Here is a 516-nt window from a genome sequence, read left to right as displayed (position 1 = left end):
TGATCTTGCCCCACTTTTGCGGACACATTCGTATTATCCATTCTTCGCCTCGTACTCTAGCGGACTGAGATACCCCAGACCAGAGTGCAGGCGTGATCGGTTGTAGAAGCCATCAATGTAATCCTTGATCGCTTTTCTCAGACCAGAATAACTTTTCCATATCTGGCCCGTTAATTTTTCTGCTTTCAGGCTGTGGAAGAAGGATTCCATAACTCCGTTGTCGGTACATTTCCCTGGGCGGTTCATACTGGCAATCATCCCTTTTTCCTTGAGTAGCTCCTGCACTTTTTCAGCGCCGTATTCCGAACCTCGATCGGTATGAAACAGGATTCCCTGACTACTCGCTCCGGTCAGTTTGAGCGCTTGTTTCAGTACCTGGCAGGTCACCTCTGCAGTCCGTTCCTTGCTCAGTTTCCACCCCAGTATTCTGCGCGAATACCGGTCCATCACCGTGGAGAGATACAACCACTGTCGCTCCACTTTCAGGTAGGTAACATCTCCAACCCACTGCTGATT

Annotated in this window: 1 protein-coding gene; it reads right to left on the bottom strand. The window is 49.6% G+C overall.

The genetic code is table 11. The features are described 5' to 3' along the window. Positions 1 to 33 precede the first annotated feature (33 nt). Positions 34 to 516 (bottom strand): IS3 family transposase (locus OUO13_RS14300; protein ID WP_283174583.1); only part of this gene is annotated, 483 nt, incomplete at its 5' end.

Origin of the sequence: Parathalassolituus penaei, from assembly GCF_026626885.1 — a bacterium.
In the GTDB taxonomy this organism is placed as follows: Bacteria; Pseudomonadota; Gammaproteobacteria; order Pseudomonadales; family Oceanobacteraceae; genus Oceanobacter; species Oceanobacter penaei.
The sequence above is the reverse complement of the archived record's forward strand: the minus strand, read 5'-3'. Positions and strand labels throughout refer to the sequence as shown.